General features: G+C 72.9%; 13 protein-coding genes. 5 read left to right on the forward strand and 8 right to left on the reverse strand.

The window, feature by feature from the left end; translation table 11 throughout:
- Positions 1–3: 3 nt before the first annotated feature.
- Genes VGK78_RS05170 through VGK78_RS05180 form a run of 3 tightly spaced genes read right to left on the reverse strand, consistent with a single transcriptional unit; the run spans position 4 to position 1,969 of the window.
- Positions 4–168 carry a Trm112 family protein gene (locus VGK78_RS05170; RefSeq protein ID WP_331526394.1) on the reverse strand — a complete coding sequence of 55 codons (165 nt, stop codon included), beginning with the start codon at positions 166–168 and terminating at the stop codon, positions 4–6.
- Complete coding sequence (locus VGK78_RS05175) at positions 165–1,547, reverse strand: phosphomannomutase/phosphoglucomutase (RefSeq protein WP_331526395.1); 1,383 nt, start codon at positions 1,545–1,547, stop codon at positions 165–167. The genes VGK78_RS05170 and VGK78_RS05175 overlap by 4 nt, the downstream gene beginning before the upstream one ends.
- A gap of 38 nt (positions 1,548–1,585) precedes the next feature.
- Positions 1,586–1,969 (reverse strand): DUF3499 domain-containing protein, encoded by a 384-nt coding sequence (locus VGK78_RS05180; RefSeq protein WP_331526396.1) that lies wholly within the window; start codon positions 1,967–1,969, stop codon positions 1,586–1,588.
- Positions 1,970–2,043: 74 nt separating this feature from the next.
- On the opposite strand from VGK78_RS05180, the gene VGK78_RS05185 reads away from it, so the two are divergent.
- Complete coding sequence (locus VGK78_RS05185) at positions 2,044–2,490, forward strand: metallopeptidase family protein (RefSeq protein WP_331526398.1); 447 nt, start codon at positions 2,044–2,046, stop codon at positions 2,488–2,490.
- Between the two features lie 10 nt (positions 2,491–2,500).
- Here VGK78_RS05185 and VGK78_RS05190 read toward each other — a convergent pair whose 3' ends face one another.
- The 3 genes from VGK78_RS05190 to VGK78_RS05200 form a co-directional block, all read right to left on the reverse strand.
- The gene (locus VGK78_RS05190) at positions 2,501–3,913 is read right to left on the reverse strand and encodes a DUF5719 family protein (RefSeq protein WP_331526399.1); all 1,413 of its coding nucleotides are present in this window, start codon (positions 3,911–3,913) and stop codon (positions 2,501–2,503) included.
- Complete coding sequence (locus tag VGK78_RS05195) at positions 3,910–6,795, reverse strand: glycosyltransferase family 2 protein (RefSeq protein ID WP_331526400.1); 2,886 nt, start codon at positions 6,793–6,795, stop codon at positions 3,910–3,912. The genes VGK78_RS05190 and VGK78_RS05195 overlap by 4 nt, the downstream gene beginning before the upstream one ends.
- A 93-nt stretch (positions 6,796–6,888) precedes the next feature.
- The gene (locus tag VGK78_RS05200; protein WP_331499199.1) at positions 6,889–7,143 is read right to left on the reverse strand and encodes a WhiB family transcriptional regulator; all 255 of its coding nucleotides are present in this window, start codon (positions 7,141–7,143) and stop codon (positions 6,889–6,891) included.
- Between the two features lie 209 nt (positions 7,144–7,352).
- Between VGK78_RS05200 and cofD the strand changes: the two genes are divergently transcribed.
- The 3 genes from cofD to VGK78_RS05215 are packed head-to-tail and all read left to right on the forward strand — an operon-like array spanning position 7,353 to position 10,161.
- Positions 7,353–8,372 carry a 2-phospho-L-lactate transferase gene (gene cofD, locus VGK78_RS05205; RefSeq protein WP_331526401.1) on the forward strand — a complete coding sequence of 340 codons (1,020 nt, stop codon included), beginning with the start codon at positions 7,353–7,355 and terminating at the stop codon, positions 8,370–8,372.
- A 7-nt stretch (positions 8,373–8,379) separates the two neighbouring features.
- On the forward strand, positions 8,380–9,336 hold the full coding sequence (locus VGK78_RS05210; RefSeq protein WP_331526402.1) for a coenzyme F420-0:L-glutamate ligase: 957 nt from the start codon (positions 8,380–8,382) through the stop codon (positions 9,334–9,336).
- 54 nt (positions 9,337–9,390) lie between these two features.
- On the forward strand, positions 9,391–10,161 hold the full coding sequence (locus tag VGK78_RS05215) for a DUF3105 domain-containing protein (protein WP_331526403.1): 771 nt from the start codon (positions 9,391–9,393) through the stop codon (positions 10,159–10,161).
- A 4-nt stretch (positions 10,162–10,165) separates the two neighbouring features.
- Here VGK78_RS05215 and VGK78_RS05220 read toward each other — a convergent pair whose 3' ends face one another.
- A complete protein-coding gene (locus VGK78_RS05220; RefSeq protein ID WP_331526405.1) occupies positions 10,166–11,251 on the reverse strand; it encodes a mannose-1-phosphate guanylyltransferase in 1,086 nt (361 codons plus the stop codon).
- 46 nt (positions 11,252–11,297) lie between these two features.
- On the opposite strand from VGK78_RS05220, the gene VGK78_RS05225 reads away from it, so the two are divergent.
- Positions 11,298–12,020: a TIGR03089 family protein gene (locus VGK78_RS05225; RefSeq protein ID WP_331526407.1), complete on the forward strand. Its 723-nt coding sequence runs from the start codon at positions 11,298–11,300 to the stop codon at positions 12,018–12,020.
- Between the two features lie 18 nt (positions 12,021–12,038).
- On the opposite strand, the gene VGK78_RS05230 is transcribed toward VGK78_RS05225, so the two are convergent.
- Positions 12,039–14,918, reverse strand: a complete 2,880-nt coding sequence (locus VGK78_RS05230; RefSeq protein WP_331526409.1) for an FG-GAP-like repeat-containing protein — start codon at positions 14,916–14,918, stop codon at positions 12,039–12,041.
- Positions 14,919–15,093 lie beyond the last annotated feature (175 nt).

The raw sequence follows: 15,093 nt of genomic DNA on the forward strand, positions 1-15,093 counted from the left end.
CGCTCAGGCCGGCTTGCGGGCCTCGTCGACCAGCAGCACCGGGATGTCGTCGCGCACGGGATAGGCCAGGCCGCAGCTCTGGCAGACGAGCTCCTCCCCCACCGGCTCGAGCAGGCCGTGGTCGTCGGGGCAGCGGATGATCTCCATGAGCTTCGGGTCGAGGTTCATCTGGCGTGGCTCCTGATCAGAGAGAGGACGTCGTCGCGGACACGGGTCATGGTCTCGTCGTCGGCACCTTCGACGTTGAGGCGCAGCAGCGGCTCGGTGTTGGACGGTCGCACGTTGAACCACCAGTCGTCGGTGGTCACGGTCAGCCCGTCCAGGTGGTCGAGCACCGCGCCCCGCGTCCCGGCGTACGCCGACTCCACGGCGGCGAGCGTGGCGGTGGGGTCGAGGACCTCGGAGTTGATCTCCCCGCTCAGCACGTAGCGACGGTAGTCGTCGAGCAGCTCCGAGAGCGACCGGTCGGAGCTCGCCAGGGCGCCGAGCGTGTGCAGCGCGGCGAGCATCCCGGAGTCCGCGCGCCAGAAGTCGCGGAAGTAGAAGTGCCCGCTGTGCTCGCCGCCGAAGACGGCGTTCGTCTCCGCCATCCGGGCCTTGATGAAGGAGTGCCCTACCCGCGTGCGGACCGGCGTGCCACCCAGCTCGGTGACCAGCTCGGGCACGCGGCGGCTCGTGATCAGGTTGTGGATCACCGAGGCGCCGGGCTCCTTCGCGAGCTCGCGGGCGGCGATCAGTGCCGTCAGGGTCGAGGGCGACACCGCCCCGCCGAGCTCGTCGACCACGAAGCACCGGTCGGCGTCACCGTCGAACGCCAGCCCGATGTCGGCGTTCTCCGCCACGACGCGCTTCTGGAGGTCGACGAGGTTCTCCGGCTCGATCGGGTTGGCCTCGTGGTGCGGGAACGTGCCGTCGAGCTCGAAGTACATCGGCACCAGCTCGACGGTCCCGCCGTCCGTGCCGCCGATCCGCTCGAAGACCACCGGCGCCGTCAGGCCCGCCATCCCGTTGCCGGCGTCGACGACCACCTTGAGCCGTCGCCCGGCCACCGGGGCGAGCCGGAGGAGGTGCGCGGCGTACGCCTCGAGTACGTCGCGCTGAGTGATCGTGCCCGCCTCGCCGCTCGGCGGCTGCGGGTGACCCACGGCGTCGCGGATCTCCAGCAGCCCGGAGTCGGCGCCGACCGGTCGGGCGCCGGCGCGGCACAGCTTGATCCCGTTGTACGCCGCGGGGTTGTGGCTGGCGGTGAACATCGCCCCGGGATGGCCGAGGTCGCCGGACGCGAAGTACAGCTGGTCGGTGGACGCGAGCCCGATCATCACCACGTCGGCACCGGCGTCTGCGGCGCCGGCCGCGAACGCCGCGGCAAGCGGCGGTGAGCTCGGCCTCATGTCGTGCCCGACGACCACCGTCGACGCCCGGGCGACGCGGACGAACGCCGCACCCGTACGCCGGGACAGCTCCTCGTCGAGCTGGTCGGGCACCGTGCCCCGCACGTCGTACGCCTTGAAGACGGCGTGCGTGTTCGCCGGGTCCGTGGTGGCCACGGGCCGAGCCTAACGACCCGAGCCGGGGCCGAGACGCGTCACTCCGAGGTCAGGACCCGTAGGTGACCGCGCCGCGCGGTCTCACGTCCGACGCCGGACGGGCCCCCGGTCCGTCCTGCCTCGCCGGGCGACCGGGTCGCCTCGACCAGTGGTCGCCCGGCCTCGCGCACGGCGTCCGCGAGCGCGAGCAGGTCATCCGGCGACGGCGGGATCGTGCTCGGGTCCGGCGCGAGCCGCAGCACCTCCCAGCCCCGCGGGGCGGACAGCCGCTCCCCGTGCACGTCGCAGAGGTCGTAGGAGTGCGGCTCGGCGTACGTCGCGAGCGGCCCCACCACCGCCGTCTGGTCGGCGTACACGTAGGTCAGCGTGGTGACCGCGGGACGGTCGCACGCGGTGCGCGAACAGCGCCGGGCGGGGCTCACGGCGCCGACGGTACCCCCGGCCCCGCGGTACGCCGCTGAGGCACGCGGAGGTGCCGGACACCTAGGCTGGCACCATGACCTCGCCGGTGCCCGCCTCCCCCCGCCGGAGCCTCCGCGACCGCCGCGGTCGCGGGATGCGCGGGCCGGCGATCGCGCCGTCGCTGCCGGGGCGTCCGGAGCTGCCGACGCCCGGCGAGCGGTTCGACCAGCTGGTCCTCGACACGGTCCGCGACATCGATACCCGCTGGCAGGAGCGGCTCGGCCTGGTCGAGTACGCCGTGGAGGACACACCGCAGCTGCCGGACGACTGGAGCGGCGAGACGGTCCCGCTGGCGTCGCTGGTCCGTGGGCACGGCACGACCCCCACGCGGCTCGTCGTCTTCCGCCGCCCGATCGAGCACCGCTGCGAGAACCGGGCCGACCTCGAGGCGATGGTGCTGACCGTGCTCGTGGAGCAGATCGCCGAGCTCCTGGGCATCGACCCCGAGGACGTCGACCCCCGCTACTCCCGCGAGGACTGAACGCCCCGACCTAGTCCTGACCCAGACTGATCTGGGGCACCAGGCCTCGCGTGAGCAGCTCGTGCATCGGCACCACCGAGGCGCCGTCTCCGGTGAGCAGGACGGCCGCCCGGATCCGGGTGCTCTCCGGCACCACCTCCAGGAACGCCGTGCCCTTCGGCAGCGGGACCTTCGCCGTGAGCCCCTGCTGCTGGCCGACCCTCCGGTCGAGCAGCTTCTTGCCCGAGGCGTCGTACGCCGAGACGGTGGCGGCGCCCGCGGAGTCGGCCGCGACATACAGCGTCGCGGTGACCGGGGTCGCCCCCTTGCCCCGCGCGACGGGAAGCAGGGTGGCGGCCTGGTCGCGGATCACCGGGTCGGGGACGGTGAACGCCTGGTCGGTCCCGAGGTCGGTGAGCACCGACGCCGTGACCGGGCCGTCGGCGGTGACCTGGACGCCCACGGCGCCGTCGCCGAGGGCCTTGGCCAGCACCTTGGTCAGGGACACCGACCTCGTGGCGCCCGCCGGAACGGTGACGGTGTCCAGCCCGGCGGGGGCGAAGCTGGTGTCCCCGGTGACGATCTTGACCTGCACCCGCACGCCCTCCTCGCCGGGGTTGGCGAGCTGCAGCGTCCGGGTCCCCTTCCCGGTGGGGAGACCGAGCAGCTGGCTGTCCGCCGCCGGGCCGTCCTGGCGGGGCAGCCACTCGCGGCGCACCTGGTGGGTGAGCAGGTTCGTCCGGCTGTCGAGCACGTGCACGGCCAGCCGGCCCCGCGTCACCTGGACCTGGGCGCTCAGCAACATCCGGCGCGGCACGATCCGGCCGAGGTCGAGGGAGATCGTCCGGTGGGCCGGGATCGTGATCCCGTGCAGCTTCCGGGCCGTGAACGGGTGGGAGCCGTACAGGGTGATGTCGGCGTCCGCCGAGCCCGAGTCGGGGTTGACCAGCTCGATCACGGAGTCGTGCTCGGCACCGGCGCCGAGCCCGGTGAACCACTGCTGCGGAGACGGCACGCTGCACGCTTGGTAGGTCAGCGGACTCGTCCCCGAGCGCAGCCCGAGGAGACCCGGCGCCAGCGCGTCCCGGCCCACGACCACCGGGGCATCCGTGCCGGGGACCCGCGCCACCGCGCCCGTGCGCACCGGCATCGACGACGCCGCGCCCTGCGCCCGGACCGACACGTCTCCGGATCCGCCGCTCGCCGTCGACACCCAGGCGTCCGGCGAGCCCGGCACTCGGGCGGGACAGACCACGGTCGCGCTGGTGAGGCGGGTGAGAGCCGGCGGTTGGGTCCGGTCGTGCACCGGCGGCTGTCGCACCATCGCCAGGACGCCGACCGTGACCAGCGGGATGACGACGGCGAGGACGCTCACGGCGTCGAGCCGCGGCGTACGCCGACGCCGGACGACGTCGCCCATCCGGACCCGCTTGCCGGGGCTCATGAGTCGTCCTCCTCGTGACGGCGTCTCGCGCGCAGCGTCGGCAGGCTCAGCACCAGGACCGCCACCAGGCCGACGCCCTCGACCGCGAGCAGCACGGGTCGCTCCACCGACCCGGGGCCGTCGACGGCCCGCGGGTCCACCTCGGTCTCGATCCGCCAGGTGCGCGTCGACTGGGTCTCCGTCCCGGCCTGACCGAGCCCGTCGGTGGCGTCGAGGCCGGCGGCCACGGACCCGTCGTACGGCGCCGGCAGGACCAGGTAGCGGATGCCGGCCCCGGCCAGGTCGTCGACCACGGCCGGCGTCGGACGCGAGACCAGAGCGCGGACGTCGTCGTTGAACGCCCGGTCGGGCTCGGACGCGTAGAGGACCTCGTCCTCGCCGAGGGTGTCGCCCGCACCCCGCCGGATCGTGTAGGTGAGTCCGTGGGCGACGTCGCCGCGGATGACCAGGATCCCGGCCGCCGGTTCAGCGGTCGCCTCGTCGGTCATGAACGGCGGGATGCCGGTCTGCTCGTCGTTGGCCAGGTCTCCCGGACCCTGCCAGACGAACCACCCGAGCCCGACCGCCGGGACGATCGCCGCCACCGCGGCCAGCCCGAGCAGCAGCACCTCGTGGTGCTCACGGCGCGAGCGGCGCAGGATCATCACCAGGCCCTGCGCACCGAGCATGCCGGCGAGCACGAAGCAGCCGTGCAGCACCACCGTCAGCACCGCGATCCCGGGGCGCACCGATCCCGTGGGCAGCGAGAGCGGTACGACGGACAGGCCGGTCGCGGTGATCGCCGCGACGGCGGCGACCAGCCAGGTGACCAGGACCGGGATGCGCGTCGCGCGGGGAATCAGGGCGAGGAACGCGAGGGCGACCAGCAGCGCGCCCAGCCACCACGGGCTGCCGAGGCCGGGGCCGAACCGGCCGAGGAGGAAGTCCCCGAACGACAGCGAGGGATAGGGCTGGCGGCCGGTCTCCATCAGCAGCAGCGAGGCGGCACCGTGCCGGATCGCCGGCAGCCACCACGGCAGGAGCAGGACCGGCGTCACGGCGAGCGCGAGCAGCGGCGGACCGACCACGTCGCGACTCCGCGGGAGGCGGCGCGTCACGGCGTACGCGAGTCCGAGGACGATCACCGCGAGGACGACCCCGAAGGCCCACGCCACCGGCTCGAACGCCGCGGCGAGGGCGAGCAGGAGGCCGGTGCGCCACGCCGCGCGCCAGCGGCGGTCTCGCTCGGGGTCGCCGAAGCCGAGAGCCGCATGGGCCAGGAACGGCAGGATCACCGACACGGCGACCACGCCGAGCCGGCCGTCGCCGAAGGCACCCGAGGTGACCGGGACCAGGGCGTAGCTGACCGCGCCCAGCGCGACCAACCAGCGCGGCGAGCCGCCGGGATCGACCAGGCGCCCGACCACGCGGAGCATCCGCCACGAGCCCCACAACGCGAGCGGGACGGCCAGGAGGAGCACGGCGGCGACAGCGGCGGCGGCGCTGTTTCCCAGCACCCAGCCGAGCAGGCCCATGACCACGACGTACGCCGGAGCGGGGACGGCGGTGCCGGTGCCGAGCGGGTGCCACGACTCCGTCCACAGGCCCAGCAGCTGGGTGGCTTGCGCCGGCGCCGGCGCGAGGCCGCCGCCGGTCACCTGGCCGAACGCCTCGCGGGCGCCGAACACCGACAGCAGCACCACGAGCGCGAGCGACAGCGCGAGCGGGTTGGTGAAGAAACGGGCGACGAGCCCGGTGTCCTCCTCGGGCGTGTCGTCGTCGACCACGGCCGGGCGCCGGAGCGGCACCGGCGCCACGGCCTCCTTGGCGGCCCGCCGCCGGTCGGCCACGTCCTGGGCCTGGTTGAAGGCGGCGGCGACGATGTCGCCGACGAAGTCGAGCCCGTGCCGGTAGGGCAGCCACCAGGGCGCCAGCAGGGGGCGGGGATCGTGGTCGCCGGAGGTACCCGGTGACCTGCGCGCCTTGCGAGCGCGGCGGATCTCGTTCGGGCTGAAGTAGACGGAGAACATTGCGGCCAGGTCGTCGAGCGCCTCACCCGGGGAGCGGACGACGAAGAACCCGGCCATCCGCACCAGCGTCCCGACGAAGAGCCGGACCAGCTGCCACGGCAGCTTCCGAGCGGGGACGTTGGCCAGGAGGGTGAACAGCGCCGCACGGCGTTCCTGGTAGTGGGTGTGCCGCCCCGTCAGCGGCGTACGCCGGGTGCCGCGGTGGGCCGCCTCGGCGTGGAACACGATCGCCTCGGGCACCACGACCGTGCGGTGGCCGCGGTGCGCGGCCCGCCACCCGAAGTCGATGTCGTTGCCGAAGATCGGCAGGTTGTCGTCGAAGCCGCCGAGCTCGTCGAGCACGCTCCGACGTACCAGCATGCCGGCGGTGTTGACCGCGAGGACCTCGTGCGCCTCGTCGTGCTGGCCCTGGTCGTACTCGCCGGGCTCGAGTCCGGTCTCCCGACGCCCGGTCCCGGAGATGGTGACGCCCACCTCGAGCAGGCGTTTCAACGACGGCCACTCGCGAAGCTTCGGGCCGAGGATGTCGGCGCGCGGGTCGGCGGCCGCCGCGGCCAGCAGCCGCTCCAGCGCGTCGGGAGCCGGGTTGCTGTCGTCGTGCAGGAGCCAGACCCACTCGGGCCCACCCGCCTCGAGGACGGGGATCTGCTCCAGACCAGTGCGCACCGCCTCGGGGTACGCCGCGCGGCCGGTGAGCGTGACCACCTCGTCGAAGGCATCGACCAGGAGATCGGGGCTCGCGTCGCGGCTGCCGGTGTCCACCGCCACGACGCCGCACGGCGGAGTGGTCTGCGCCCGGACGCCGTCGATGACGGCCGGCAGCCACCGGGCCCCGTCGTGGCTGACGAGAAGAGCCACGACTGCCGGATCCACGGTCGATCACACTAGCGGCGGGGTGGAAACCCCCGAATTCGCCGGCAGGGTGAGCCGAGTCACCAGGCTCCAGGCGCCGTCACCCGGGGCGCTTCACACAGCCCGCTTCTTCAGCTTCCGGCGCTCACGCTCCGAGAGCCCGCCCCAGATGCCGAAGCGCTCGTCGTTCATCAAGGCGTACTCGAGGCACTCGCCCCGCACCTCGCACGTCAGGCAGACCTTCTTGGCCTCCCTGGTCGAGCCGCCCTTCTCGGGGAAGAACGCCTCCGGATCGGTCTGTGCGCAGAGCGCGCGCTCCTGCCAACCCGCTTCCTCGGCGTCCGCGTCGAGGAGAAACAGTTCCCTCACGGTTCTCGCCCTTTCGACCCTGTTGTGGTGTGGCGTTGATGTGTGTGGCTGCTACCGGCTCGAACGCCCATACCGTTCGAAGAACACTGTGGGAATTACACGCCTGTCGTACACCGGAAGTCAAGGCGGGATCTGGTATTGGCATTTCCCTGCGGACGTGGCCCCGACCCGCTAGCATCCCGCGGTCCCGGGTGCGGCAGGCTACCCACATGCACCGCATCACCGTGCTCTCGGGAGGCGTCGGCGGCGCGACGTTCCTGACCGGGCTGCTGCACGGCGTACGCCGCGGGCTGGTGCCGGGCGTCGACCCCGACGCCGTGGTCACGGTGGTCGCGAACACCGCCGACGACATCTGGCTGCACGGGCTCAAGGTCTGCCCCGACCTGGACACCGTGATGTACACGCTCGGCGACGGCATCGACCACGAGCGCGGCTGGGGCCGTCGCGACGAGACCTGGAACGCCAAGGACGAGCTCGCGGCGTACGGCGTGGAGCCCACCTGGTTCGGCCTCGGCGACCGCGATCTCGCCACCCACCTGGTCCGCACCCAGATGCTCGACGCCGGCTACCCGCTCTCCCAGGTGACCGAGGCGCTGTGCCGGCGCTGGCTGCGCCCCGTCCACGGTGACGGCGTGCGGCTGCTGCCGATGAGCGACGACCGGGTCGAGACCCACGTCGCGATCGCCGACCCGGACAGTCCCAGTGGTCGCCGGGTCGTGCACTTCCAGGAGTACTGGGTGCGGTTGCACGCCGAGGTGCCGGCCGAGGCGGTGGTCGTGGTCGGGCTCGAGGAGTCCTCGCCGGGGCCGGGGGTGATCGACGCCATCACCGACGCGGACCTGGTCGTCGTCCCGCCGAGCAACCCCGTGGTCAGCGTCGGGACGATCCTCGGCGTGCCGCGCGTCCGGGAGGCCGTGGTCGCGACGAAGGCGCCGGTGGTCGGGGTCTCCCCCATCGTCGGCGGCACCCACGTGCGTGGGATGGCGCACCAGCTGCTGACCTCGATCGGTGTCGAGGTCGCCGCGAGCGCGGTCGCGCTGCACTACGGGGCCAGGAACGGCGATCCGGACGGCGGCGTGCTCGACGGGTGGCTGGTCGACACCGTGGACGAGGCGGAGACCGGCCGCGTGCGGTCGGCCGGCATCGCCTGCGAGGCCGTCCCGCTCCTGATGACCTCGCCCGAGGCAACGGCCGAGATGGCCGCGGCCGCGGTGAGGCTGGTCTCGTGAGCAACCCGTGATCACCGTCTGGGCCCCCGACGGGGTCGGGGAGGTACGCCACGGCGACGACCTCGCCGACCACCTCCTGGGCGCGTTGTCGGAGTGCGACCTCGCCGACGGGGACGTCGTCTGCGTGACCAGCAAGGTGGTCAGCAAGGCCGAGGGCCGGGACGTGGTCGGCGACCGGGCCGAGGCGATCGTGCGCGAGACCCGGCGGCTCGTGGCTCGCCGCGGCTCGCTCTCGATCGTGGTCAACCGGCTCGGGCTGACGATGGCCGCGGCCGGCGTCGACGCCTCGAACGTCGAGACGGGGCGGGTGCTCCTGCTGCCCGAGGACCCCGACGCGACGGCTCGGAGGCTGCGGGCCGATCTCCTGGAGCGGACGGGTGCCGGCGTGGCGGTCGTGGTGACCGACACCGCCGGGCGCGCCTGGCGGGAGGGGCAGACGGACATCGCGGTCGGGGCCGCCGGGCTGCGCGTGCTCGACGACCACGCGGGCCGGGTCGACCCCTACGGCAACACACTCGCGGTCACCGCACCCGCGGTCGCCGACGAGCTGGCCGGGGCAGCCGAGCTCGCCGCCGGCAAGCTCGCCCGACGGCCGTTCGTCGTGGTGCGAGGACGTGGCGACCTGGTGCTCCCGCCGGGCGAGGACGGACCCGGTGCCGCCGCGCTGCTCCGTCCCGAGGGCGCGGACCTCTTCGGGCTCGGTGCACGCGAGGCCGTACTGGCCGCGCTGCGCGGCAGTGACGACGACCGGGCCGCCTTCGGCGGGCCGGCGGACGCGGTCGAGCTCCGCGACCTGCTCGCCGGACTGACCGGCGCCGAAGTGGGTCTGGTCGACGGGGCGATCGAGGTGGTGTCGGAGGACGGCAGGACCGGCTGGGTGGTCGCGGTCGCGGCGTACGCCCACGGATGGCTGGTGGACGAGCGCGCGCCCGTCGGAGTTCGGTTGCGCCCGATCACTACGTAGACTCGCCGCACTCCACCCCGTCCGGCCGTCACGAAGAGAGAGCTCAGCACAGTCATGGCCAAGTCCTCGAAGTCGTCCGCGTCGTCACGGACCACCCGCACGGAGCGGCAGAAGGTCGTCGAGCAGATGCGTGCCCGGCAGAAGGCGGCCGAGCGTCGGCGCGGCGGCATCATCGTCGCGGTCTGCGTGCTCGTCGCCGTCGGCATCATCGTCGCGGCGGCCTGGGGTCCGGTGGTGGACCACTTCCGCACCTCGAAGTACTCCGGCAAGCCGCTGGCGCGGATCGGCGCGCCGGCCGGCGCCTGCCAGAAGACGACGACCAAGCCGGCCAACGGCAACCAGCAGCACATCCCGGACGGGTCGCCGGTCAGCTACCCGGACAGCCCTCCGGCGTTCGGCGAGCACTACATCGACCCGGACCCGATGGCGCGCAAGTTCTACACCAGCCAGGACCGGCCGGCGCTCGGCACGCTCGTGCACAACGAGGAGCACGGCTACACGATCCTCTGGTACGACGACAGCGTCGCCGGCGACGACAACCAGATGAGCCAGATCCGCGCGATCGCCGACAAGTTCTCCGGCACCACCGACCTGCGCCACAAGTTCAAGGCCGTGCCGTGGACCAAGGACGACGGCAAGCCGTTCCCCGACGGCCAGCACATCGCCTTCACCCACTGGTCCGTCGGCGGCACCGCGAACGCCGCGGCAGGTCAGGCCAAGCAGGTCGGCGTCTGGCAGTACTGCTCGTCGGTCTCCGGTGCGGCCCTGCAGACGTTCATGAGCGACTACCCCTACACCGACTCCCCCGAGCCCAACGGGATGTGACCGCTCAGGTCAGGTCGGTCCGTCCGGTTGCTCGCAGGCGGTCCACCAGCGCCTTCACGTCCTGAGCCCGGTCGCGCGTGGTGACCAGCACGGCGTCCGGGGTGTCGACCACGACCACGTCGTCGACGCCGACCAGGGCGACGAGACGCCCGCCGCCGGGCACCACGACGCCGCTGCTCGCCTCGGCCACCACCGCCCCGGGATCACCCAGCACCTGCAGCTCGCCGTCCCCTCGGAGCCGGCCGAGCACGGAGGCCAGGGAGTGGAAGTCGCCGATGTCGTCCCAGCCGAGGTCCGCCGGGACGGTCGCGACGCGTCCCTCGGCGGCGGCCGGCTCGGCGACCGCGTGGTCGATCGCGATCTTGGTCAGTCCCGGCCAGACCTCGTCCATCGGAGAGGGGTCCGCGGCGAGGTCACGCAGCGCGGTGGCCAGGTCGGGATGCCAGGTCGCGAGCAGGTCGAGCAGCACCGTCGGACGCACGACGAACATGCCGGCGTTCCAGCGGTAGTCATCCGAGGCGAGGTAGGCCGCGGCAACGTCGGGCGGCGGCTTCTCGACGAACTCGCGCACGACGAAGGCCCCACGGTGCGCCGAGAGGGAATCGCCCTGCCGGAGGTAGCCGAACGACGTCGCGGGGCGGGTCGGCTCGATGCCGATCGTCACCAGCCAGTCGTTCCGCGCCACGTCGATCGCCAGGGTGACGGCCTCGGCGAACGCATCGAGGTGCCCGATCGCGTGGTCGGCCGCGAACGAGCCCATCACGGCGTCGGGATCCTCCCGTTCGAGCAGGGCCGCGGCGTACCCGATGGCGGCCATCGACTCGCGAGGCGCCGGCTCGCCGATCACGCGCGCCGGCTCGACGCCGGGCAGCTGCGCGAGCACGGCATCGCGGTGGCGGGCTCCGGTCACCACCAGCAACCGGTCCTCGGCGAGCGGCGCGAGCCGGTCGGCGGTCTCCTGCAGGAGCGAGCGCCCGCTTCCGGTCAGGTCGTGGAGGAACTTGGGGGACCTCGAGCGCGACAGCGGCCACAGGCGCGTCCCCGAGCCGCCCGCCGGGATCACGGCCCAGAAGTGCTCGATCGCAGCCATGGCCGAAACCCTAGGGCGTTGAGCCTGTCCGTAAGGTGACCTCGCGATGACGACGTTCCCCCAGATCCTGTCGGGGCTCCTGGCCGCCGACGCCGGGCGGCCGCTGGTGACCTTCTACGACGACGCGAGTGGTGAGCGCACGGAGCTGTCCGTGACCACGTGGGCCAACTGGGTCGCGAAGGTCTCCTCGCTCCTGGCCGACGAGCTGGACGTCGAGCACGGCAGCCGGCTGCTGGTCGACCTGCCGCCGCACTGGCTGGGGACCGTCGTGCTGGGAGCGGCGTGGGGATGTGGCTTCGAGGTGGTCTGGGAGGGCGACGACGGTGACGTGGACGCCGTGGTCACCGGGCGGGACGGGCTCGGCCGGTGGGCGTCCGAGGCCGGCCGCATCCCGGTCGTGGCCTCGGCGCTGCGGCCGCTGGCGGGGCGGTTCCCGGACGGCGTACCAGGGGGCGTCCACGACCTCGGAGCCGAGGTCTGGTCGCAGCCGGACGCGTACGTCGCGTGGCCGGGGCCGGAGGACGGCGACCTGGCGGTTGCCGGGACGACGCAGGCCGACCTGTGGAGGTCGGCCGCCGCCGGTGATCTCGCCGACGGCGGCCGCCTCCTCTCGGAGGCGAACCCGGCTTCCCCTTCCGGTCTCGCCTCCCTCACCGAACCACTGGCACGCAGCGGTTCACTGGTCCTGGTCACGCAGGCGTCCGAGGAACGGCGTGGGCGCATCGCTGCCGACGAACGGGTGACCGACCGCTTCTCGCCCGCCACCTGACGTCTCGGGGCGTCGCGCCTAGCCCACCAGGTCGTACCCCCCGAAGCCGCCGCCGACGTACACGGGACGCTTGAGGCCCGAGCCCTTGCCGGGGATCGCGTACAGCCGGCCGGTGTTCTTCTGGCGCACGATCAGGTCGGGGTGGCCGGTCAGCTGGAGGTCGCTGATCCCGATCGTCCAGTCGTACGGGGACATGTCGACCGGCAGCGTCGACGGGGAGTGCAGACCACCTGGGCCGTTGCCCTGGAGCAGGGTCAGCGTGCCACCGCGGCGCAGCAGGCTGTCGGGGGCACCATCGCCGTTCCAGCGGCCCACCCCGATGGGGTTTCCCTTGAGACGGCTGTAGATGGGGTAGCTCTTCTTGAAGCCGGCCAGACCCCTACCCGGATACACCCTCATCACGCCGTAGCGCGGCTGGCCGATCAGGTCGGGGAACCCGTCACCCGTCATGTCACCGACGGCGGTGAGCTTGCCGACGGTGCCGAAACCCTTGGCCAGCATCTTGGTCCGCGCGAGATGGCCGTGGCCGTCGCCGCGCCAGAGCACCAGGTTGCCGCTGGTCTGGCGGGTGACCACGTCGCCGTAGCCGTCGCGGTCCCAGTCGCCGGCGACCAGGATCTTGTCGGCCCCGGAGAGGTCCGCCCCGGTGTCGATCGGGCCGCCGAGGTCGAACCGGCCGGGGTTGACCCACTCCTCGACCCGGTTTCCGTCGAGGGCGACGACATCGGGCGCGTTCGACCGGGCGACGTTGCCCACGGCCAGGCCGGTGGCGCCCGCGAACCGGTTGATCGGGCCCAGTCTCCGGCCGAACGTCCCGTCGCCGTTGCCCGGGAGGACGTAGGACGCGCCGGTGCTGCGCTCGCGGACCAGCAGGTCGGCGCGGCCGTCGTGGCTGATGTCACCGGCCCCCGCGATCACGTCGTACTGCCCGAAGCTGCCGGGGATGCGCACGCCCTTCGCGAACGTCGTGTCGCCCCGCCCGGCGTACAGCCAGAGGTCGCCGTCGGCGTCGCGCGCGACGAGGTCGGCGTGACCGTCCCCGTTCAGGTCACCGACACCGGTGATCAGGTCGAAGGACTTCCAGCCCGTGCTGCTCACGACGCGTCGGAACCCGCCGTCCGACCGCTGGAGGAACAGCACCAGCGCACCGGTCGAGGGGTTGCGGCCGGCGAGGTCGTTGCGGCCGTCGCCGTTGAGGTCACCCGGCGCGGTCACCTGGTCCAGGCCCCGGAACCCGGTCAGCACCTGGGTGGCCGCCTTGAAGGTTCCCCGCCAGGTGCCGGGCCGGACGGCGACGCTGCCGTCGGCCTGCCGCACGAGCAGGTCGCTGTGCCGGTCGCCGGTGATGTCCGGTGTGACGGTGAGCTGCGTGGCGCCGGAGACCACGGAGGCGGCGGTGACGGGCCTCGGGAAGGAGAAGAGCCCCCCGGTGGGCACGACGAACGCCTCGCCGTCCCTGGCACGACGTACGACGATGTCGGGTGCGGGCGTGGACGCGAGGTTGGACTCGAGCTGCCGCCCGGACCAGCCGCGCTGCGCGGCCGCGGCGAGGCGGCGGATCTCGGGGAGCTTGGCGTAGAGGTACTGGCCGGGGCACAACGTGGCGGCGGCGTCGCGGTGGCCGTTGATGGCCTGGAACCACCGCTTGGTGACCCACTGACGGGTCGAGTCGGCGTTGACGCCGTGGAGTGACAGCTTCCAGGCGTACAGGCTCGCGTAGGCCTGGATCATCGCCGAGCTCGGATGGGCGATCTGGTAGTTGCCGATCGCCGAGGCGGCGAACGAGTCGTCGTTGTAGCCGAGGGTGTGGGCCCCCACGACCGGGCGGTCGACGCCGCCGTACCGGCCCTCCCAGATCCGGCCGAAGCGATCGACCAGGTAGTTGTAGCCGATGTCGCTCCAGCCGCGGGACTCCACGTGGTAGGCGTAGATGCTGCGGATGATGCCGGGCACCTCGCTGCGCGAGTAGCCGTTGGCGTTCACGGTGTGGTGCACGAAGCCGGCGTGGACGTCGCCGTAGTGCAGGGAGGACTTGTCGCGGATGCTCTCGTCGGCGCCCCACTGCTGGCGCGAGTAGATCACCGGCTTCGGGGTGAACACTGCGGCCGCCAGTCGGGCGGTGTCGTCGGCGCCGGTCGTGGACGCCACGGAGGCCGCGCGATCCAGGACCACGGCCTCCTGGACCGAGTCGCTCCCGCCGCCGCCGTCCATCGTGCTGGTGTCGATCGCGGCCCGCTCGTCCGCCGAGTCCTGGGCGTGGCCGGGTGCGATCACGGCGAGCTTCATGTCCGGCGGCATCGGCTGGTCGGAGACGACGCGCACCTGGACGTCGCTGACCTTGCCGACCAGCACCGGCTCGGTGCCCGGCCGGGCGTGACGGGCCTCGGCCGATCCCGGGTCGGGGCCGTGCTCGGGGTCGTAGGGCACGTCGCTCCATGCGGTCCACCCGTTGTCGGTCCGCGTCCGCGCGGTCACCGTCAGCCCCGACTGGGGGATCGTGACGCCGTGCGCCCAGGTCACGCCGACCTCTCCGAAGCCGGTGACCGTCTGCGGTGTGGTGGTCAGCTCATGGGTGCCGCCGCGCTGCTGGGCGATCCGGGCCGACGGCGTGGGGATCGCTCGCCCGGCGGTGGTCGTCGAGGAGGTCAGCTGCACCTCGCGCACCTGCGGCTTGACCGGGGCTGTGGGGACCCGCGACGCCTTGATCGCCTCCGCTGTGTACGCCGCGAGCGCGGAGGTCGGGAGCGCAGTGACTCCTCCGCCGCTGGTGGTCGCCGGACCGGTGCCGACCACGTCGAGGGTGACCACCCCGGCCGCCGGAGTGAGCGCAGCGAGCACGACACCGAGCGCCAGCACCTGCTGGCAGGTCGTGACGAACCGACTGCGGTGGGGGCTCATGCCGCTGCTCCAGATGTGTGGGGGAAGGAGTCACACGAGCAGCAAGTTTCACATCAGTCACACGGCACGGGAAGAAGTTCTGAGTAACTACAAGCCTGTAATTTCCAGTCGACACGCCGTCGAGCGCCGGATTACTCGAGCTTGCTCGAGGAATCCGACAAGCGCGAGAGAGTGA

It is taken from the genome of Nocardioides sp. (assembly GCF_036503465.1).
In the GTDB taxonomy this organism is placed as follows: Bacteria; Actinomycetota; Actinomycetes; order Propionibacteriales; family Nocardioidaceae; genus Nocardioides.

Excerpts from the sequence above, each read along its gene's own strand:
- VGK78_RS05230 (WP_331526409.1), bottom strand. The coding sequence starts at position 14,918 with ATGAGCCCCCACCGCAGTCGGTTCGTCACGACCTGCCAGCAGGTGCTG.
- VGK78_RS05170 (WP_331526394.1), bottom strand. The coding sequence starts at position 168 with ATGAACCTCGACCCGAAGCTCATGGAGATCATCCGCTGCCCCGACGAC.
- VGK78_RS05190 (WP_331526399.1), bottom strand. The coding sequence starts at position 3,913 with ATGAGCCCCGGCAAGCGGGTCCGGATGGGCGACGTCGTCCGGCGTCGG.
- VGK78_RS05215 (WP_331526403.1), top strand. The coding sequence starts at position 9,391 with ATGGCCAAGTCCTCGAAGTCGTCCGCGTCGTCACGGACCACCCGCACG.
- VGK78_RS05225 (WP_331526407.1), top strand. The coding sequence starts at position 11,298 with ATGACGACGTTCCCCCAGATCCTGTCGGGGCTCCTGGCCGCCGACGCC.
- VGK78_RS05220 (WP_331526405.1), bottom strand. The coding sequence starts at position 11,251 with ATGGCTGCGATCGAGCACTTCTGGGCCGTGATCCCGGCGGGCGGCTCG.
- VGK78_RS05185 (WP_331526398.1), top strand. The coding sequence starts at position 2,044 with ATGACCTCGCCGGTGCCCGCCTCCCCCCGCCGGAGCCTCCGCGACCGC.
- cofD (WP_331526401.1), top strand. The coding sequence starts at position 7,353 with ATGCACCGCATCACCGTGCTCTCGGGAGGCGTCGGCGGCGCGACGTTC.